Source organism: Bacteroidota bacterium (assembly GCA_018698135.1).
Classification (GTDB): Bacteria; Bacteroidota; Bacteroidia; order CAILMK01; family JAAYUY01; genus JABINZ01.
Genome location: JABINZ010000126.1, coordinates 1 through 5,469, shown reverse-complemented (window position 1 = coordinate 5,469; position 5,469 = coordinate 1). Strand labels below are relative to the sequence as shown.

General features: G+C 33.8%; 5 protein-coding genes. 2 read left to right on the top strand and 3 right to left on the bottom strand.

The window, feature by feature from the left end:
- Positions 1–115: 115 nt before the first annotated feature.
- Positions 116–676: a competence/damage-inducible protein A gene (locus tag HOG71_08250; protein MBT5990833.1), complete on the bottom strand. Its 561-nt coding sequence runs from the start codon at positions 674–676 to the stop codon at positions 116–118.
- A 99-nt stretch (positions 677–775) separates the two neighbouring features.
- On the opposite strand from HOG71_08250, the gene tatC reads away from it, so the two are divergent.
- A complete protein-coding gene (gene tatC / locus HOG71_08245) occupies positions 776–1,609 on the top strand; it encodes a twin-arginine translocase subunit TatC (protein ID MBT5990832.1) in 834 nt (277 codons plus the stop codon).
- A 19-nt stretch (positions 1,610–1,628) separates the two neighbouring features.
- Complete coding sequence (locus tag HOG71_08240) at positions 1,629–2,675, top strand: arsenic efflux protein (GenBank protein MBT5990831.1); 1,047 nt, start codon at positions 1,629–1,631, stop codon at positions 2,673–2,675.
- A 516-nt stretch (positions 2,676–3,191) separates the two neighbouring features.
- Here the strand turns inward: HOG71_08240 and ccsA are convergent.
- Entirely contained in the window at positions 3,192–3,989 is a 798-nt protein-coding gene (gene ccsA / locus HOG71_08235; protein MBT5990830.1) for a cytochrome c biogenesis protein CcsA, read from the bottom strand.
- 18 nt (positions 3,990–4,007) lie between these two features.
- Positions 4,008–5,234, bottom strand: a complete 1,227-nt coding sequence (locus tag HOG71_08230; GenBank protein MBT5990829.1) for a hypothetical protein — start codon at positions 5,232–5,234, stop codon at positions 4,008–4,010.
- Between the last annotated feature and the right edge of the window lie 235 nt (positions 5,235–5,469).

Sequence of the window (5,469 nt, the reverse complement as noted above, 5' to 3'; positions counted from 1 at the left end):
TGTTATTCCCATTTCTTAAAATATTCCAAATCAATTCGATTGCAACTATTAATTGCCTAAGCGTGTACCTGTCATCTATATTGTGGAAAACTCAGAAATTGAATAAAATTACTTGCTATGTTTGTCCCTGATTAGTTACCAGATTTTTAAGGAAAGGATAAACTTTATTATCCATAAGTCCTCTGAGTTCATAGGGTACGCCAGGGAGCGCAATAAGAATATGACCATTCTCTTCAAACAATAATCCGGAAGCTGTTCCCAAATTATTGCTCAACACCTTGGCACAGGCAGGTATGTATGCTTGATTTCGATGAACTTCGGAAATAACGGAAACCCTATGCTTTAATAATCTCTCTATTTCTCTAAAAACTTCTTTATCAAACACTAATTCTGACTGATAATAAGTTGCTAATGTCTTTTTAGTGATATCATCATTGGTGGGTCCGAGTCCACCTGAAACGATTAATACGCGGCAACACGCACTTAACTGATTGATGGCATCTATAATATCTTCATGACGATCAGGAATACTTATTTTTCTTCGAACTAAAATCCCAAGTTCATTTAATTTTTTTCCAATATATTGAGAATTCGTATCCAGAGTTTCTCCACTAAGAACTTCATTTCCTATGATAATAATTCCGGCCTCAACTATATTTTCCCTAGTTTGATCCATTTAATGCAATCATTTAATCAGATAAAGAGTAAATATACATTAATCCATTTTGAAATGATTTAATTTTAATCATGACTTGGAATTCTTTATTTTTGTGCCATGAGAAAAGAGCTTAATAGCGATATTGAAGAAGTTAAAGAAATGAATTTTTTTGACCATTTAGAAGAACTTCGATGGCATTTGTTCCGCTCTGTAGTAGTTGTCTTGTTTTTTGCCATAGTTGCTTTCCTTTTTAAGCGCATTGTATTTGAAGTTATCATACTTGGCCCAAAAGATCCTTCCTTTATTACCAATGAATTATTATGCAGGCTTGGAAACTCATTGGGTAAAGATATTTTATGTATTAATTCTTTCCCTCTGGAAATAATTAATACGACAATGGCAGGCCAGTTTCTTACCCATATCAGAATTTCCATGATAGGTGGCTTTCTTATATCCTTTCCCTATGTTATTTACGAAGTTTGGAGGTTTGTTAGGCCAGCATTATACAACAAGGAACAAAAAGCTGCTGGATATTCTGTATTGGCCATTAATCTCCTTTTCTTTATTGGTGTTTTAATAGGTTATTTTCTGATTGTTCCGCTTTCCATTAATTTTCTGGGCCGTTACAATGTTAGTAATTCAGTAAATAATTTAATTAATCTGAGCTCCTATATTTCCAATATATCCAGCATATGTTTTGCTGCAGGAATTGTTTTTGAGTTACCTGTATTAACTTTTTTCTTGTCCAAAATTGGCGTAGTTACACCTCAATTTATGCGTAAATATAGAAAACATGCTTTTGTAGTCATTTTAATTTTGTCTTCTATACTTACTCCTCCCGATGTGATGAGCCAGGTTTTAATAGCTTTACCTTTGGTACTGCTTTATGAAATAAGCATCAGAATATCGAAATCTGTCATGAATAAAAAAGCAAAAGAAGCCCTTGATTGATGTCATAAGAAATACACTAATGATTACCAGTTTTGTATTGGTAATGATGTTATTGATTGAGTATATTACTATACTCACCCAAGGACAATGGAGTAAACCATTGAAAAAATCTGGTTTTTTACAAATTCTAGTAGCTGCACTTTTGGGATTAGTTCCCGGATGTTTGGGAACGTATACAGCTGTAACTCTTTATTCTCATGGTGTATTTAGTTTCGCAGCTATCGTTACAGCAATGATAGCCACTTCAGGTGATGAAGCATTTGTGATGTTTTCGATGATGCCAGATATGGCTATTAAGTTAATGCTGATCATTTTTGGAGTAGCGCTTATAAGTGGACTTATTTTGCAAATCTTTTTCAAGAATAAAAATTTTATTAAGAGAAAAGAATTGCATTTTGCTTTTCACGAACACGAACCTTCTTGTAGCTGTTTTGAACAAAAGCAAATTATACCTCAATTAAAGAATATTACCTTTGAACGTGCTATTTTAATTGCAGGTGTTATTTTGTTTATTGTTGGCATGCTAACTGGACAATTATTACACGATCACGATAATATTTTAATGCATGGAGCACATGATCATGCACATGCTCATAACCCAGAATTCAATTGGGTAGCAATAACCGCACTTTTTGCTTCTTTCGTGGCTTTGTTCATAGTAACTACTTCACCCGATCATTTTCTGCAACATCACTTGTGGGAGCATATAATCAAAAAGCATTTATTTAAAATTTTCCTATGGACATTGGGAGCACTGCTTTTCATCCATTTTGGAATGGAGTTTCTTCCCATCAATACGTGGATTAAAGATAACCCTTATATGATTCTGGTAATTGCTGTATTAGTAGGCATAATTCCAGAGTCGGGACCACATATTCTTTTCATTACATTGTTTTTGAGTGGGAATATTCCCTTTAGTATTTTACTGGCAAATTCAATTGTTCAGGATGGTCATGGTGCGCTTCCTCTATTGGCTGAATCCAAAAAGAGTTTTGTATACATGAAGCTAATTAATGTGTTAGTAGGCTTAATTGTAGGTGGCGTAGGCTTAATAGCAGGTTTTTAATATATTGACATATCTCAATATAATATTATTATTAATAGCTAGTAATTGAATTAATCTCATTTTTACCTTAATAAACACTTTTGTATATTTGAATAACTAATTATGTAAATAGTTAGTAGACCAATGGAACCAATTTCCATAATTAATAGTTGTTTGAAAAAGGGTTGATTTTATCAACCCTTTTTCATTTATTAACCTGAGTTCGGGATAAGCTTTGCTCACATTTTCAGATGATTAACTCATTGACAACTCAAATTTTCGAAGTTCTATCTGGATAATTCCTGCCCGACTTTGTCATTCAGGCGAGGCAAGGAAATTAGAGGAAGTATATGGGCTAATCATCGAAACCCTTGAAAAGGAAAGCTAATTTACATCATCTTTGGACTTAAAATCACTTGAAATAGCATGCTATAACTTCATGATTAAAAGCCCAAATTAAACCTGCTCGAATAAATCCGTTCAGGCGGGTGCATCATTGGTTTTCTGTGAGTTAAATCCTATCCCGGACTCCGGTTATTAGCCTCCATACACATGTACACTCGATTGGGCAGAAGGAAGGTAATTAACACCAAACCAACATATCATCAGTACAACAAAGGCAAGTGCAAGAGCCCAAAAAGCCCAGTTAATATTTTTCTTGGTATTGAATCTCAAATGAATATAAAGCAAATACATTAGCCAGGTAATAAAAGCCCAGGTCTCTTTTGGGTCCCAGGTCCAATAGTGTCCCCAAGCCTCTTTGGCCCAAAGTGCTCCAAATAAAAGACCAAAGGTTAAGAAAGCAAAACCAATGTAAACGATATTATCTGCCAATAATAGAGTAGTTTTTATTTCATCTTTTTTCCAAATTTTATATAAACCGACCAGACCAATCAATGAAGCTACACCAAGAAAAGCATAGCCAATCATATAAACGATAACATGTGGGATAAACCAGGGACTTTGTAAGGCTGGCATAAGTGTCTTATCAAAAGTATCGGGATTGAAATAATTGATAATTAAGAATAGCGAACCCAATCCTAAATTATAATATAAAACCCACAAAAACTTCCAACGGTAATAAACAACGATTCCTATAATCGCTATAAATATACCATACCATAGTCGGGTTTCCGCTAATGTACGGAATACAGGTCTTTGTAAACTAATCCATAATCCGATAGTAAAAGCCAAAATAGAAGCTAATCCAACGAAAACTAATATTTTCCCGATTAGCTGCATTTTCTGCGATTTCCAAAAGGTTAATAACACTAAACTCAGCAACCAAGTAAAGACTGTGATTATGATGAAATATTGATATTCTTGCCAGGTCATTTTTTTCTGTTTAATTCATTATTGTTTTCTTCCACTTCCTACCCAAAGCAAATAAAGAGCTCCAAATAAAACCATAAAAATACCGATGTATACTACTTTAATCCAAGGATCTCTCACCAATTCGATGATACTTACATCAGACCATTTTCCAAAACGATCGTCATAGCCGGTTTGGTAAAGCACCCAACCATTCACACGAATAGGCTTGTTTACTTCAAGTTTGTGATCTTCAAATTCGTTATCATCTGTATATATCGTTAAATCAGAACTGTATTTTTCTGGTTTGGGTTGAACCATGGCTAAAGCATAATCCGCGTCTAAATAAAGATATTTGGGTCTGGCCATAAAGTTTCCATATGTTACCCAGCCCTGCTTTTTTTCTTTGGTTTTAAGATTGAGTGCTTCAATATAAACACTTGCAAATGATCCAAAGGATGAATCCACAACAAAGCTATCTCCCATTTGCTTACTGTATCCTAAATATTTAGTAATGTTGGCTTTCCAGTTTCCAAATTCTTTTTCTTGATCCTCAACCAATAATAATTTATCTCCTTTTTCAATCTCCAACATACCCGCTCCAATGTCGAGCAAGCCAATTTCAGGAGGATACTCTTTGATATGAAAATCGACTAATTTAACTTTAAAAGGAATACGATAAGTATATTTTCCATCGCTGGCTTCTTGCATGGTATTTCCCTCATTAATCCTTAATTGAAGTTTATACATATCGCCTGAACCAAGTGAAGCCGAAACCACAATGAGCCATAAACCAAAATGATTAAGGAAAAATGCACTATTCTTTAGATTAAAGGGTTTCATTCTGCGAAAAGTTGTAAAACCCAATATCAGTAATAAATACAAAGCAGAGAGTAAATACGACCAGCTTTGTGCAACATGCGATAATCCCAAGGATTTAACTAATCCTGTTGCTCCTTGATCTTCCTGCCTGATAAAGCCCATTAACAATACTAAAACAGTAAATATACTTACAGCCGAAACAGTAGCTTGAATACTGGATAGCCATTTAATAATAGGATGTTTTATATATAATGAACATAAAACAATATAGACCATGAAAATTAGAATAATGACAATGTTTACAGGCCAGGAAGGTGCACTAACCCCTTTACTTCCGGAAATTACTTCCAACACAAAACCAATAATTAAGAAACCAATGGAAATGATAAAACTCTCTTTATATCCCCATGGATTTTCCCATAATTTCTTCTTGCTATTTTCTATCATTAGTTGATAAATTTTGACATTAATTCTTTGCTTATTTCAAATGTAAAGATATAAATAATTGCTCTTATTTAGGTACTGAAATCCGAGTAATCATAAAAAAAAGGTACTGTTTAAATAACCAAGTAAAAGACGAAAAAAGTATCTTTACATAAGAAGAAGATCTTTCTATGAAAGACTATCTTGCGTAGCCTTGGCAGCATTTGGCAAGGCTACTTTTTTGTATCCTGGAACAAAT

Coding starts and splice junctions, on each gene's coding strand:
- HOG71_08240 (MBT5990831.1), top strand. CDS start 1,629: ATGATTACCAGTTTTGTATTGGTAATGATGTTATTGATTGAGTATATT.
- tatC (MBT5990832.1), top strand. CDS start 776: ATGAGAAAAGAGCTTAATAGCGATATTGAAGAAGTTAAAGAAATGAAT.
- ccsA (MBT5990830.1), bottom strand. CDS start 3,989: ATGACCTGGCAAGAATATCAATATTTCATCATAATCACAGTCTTTACT.
- HOG71_08250 (MBT5990833.1), bottom strand. CDS start 676: ATGGATCAAACTAGGGAAAATATAGTTGAGGCCGGAATTATTATCATA.
- HOG71_08230 (MBT5990829.1), bottom strand. CDS start 5,234: ATGATAGAAAATAGCAAGAAGAAATTATGGGAAAATCCATGGGGATAT.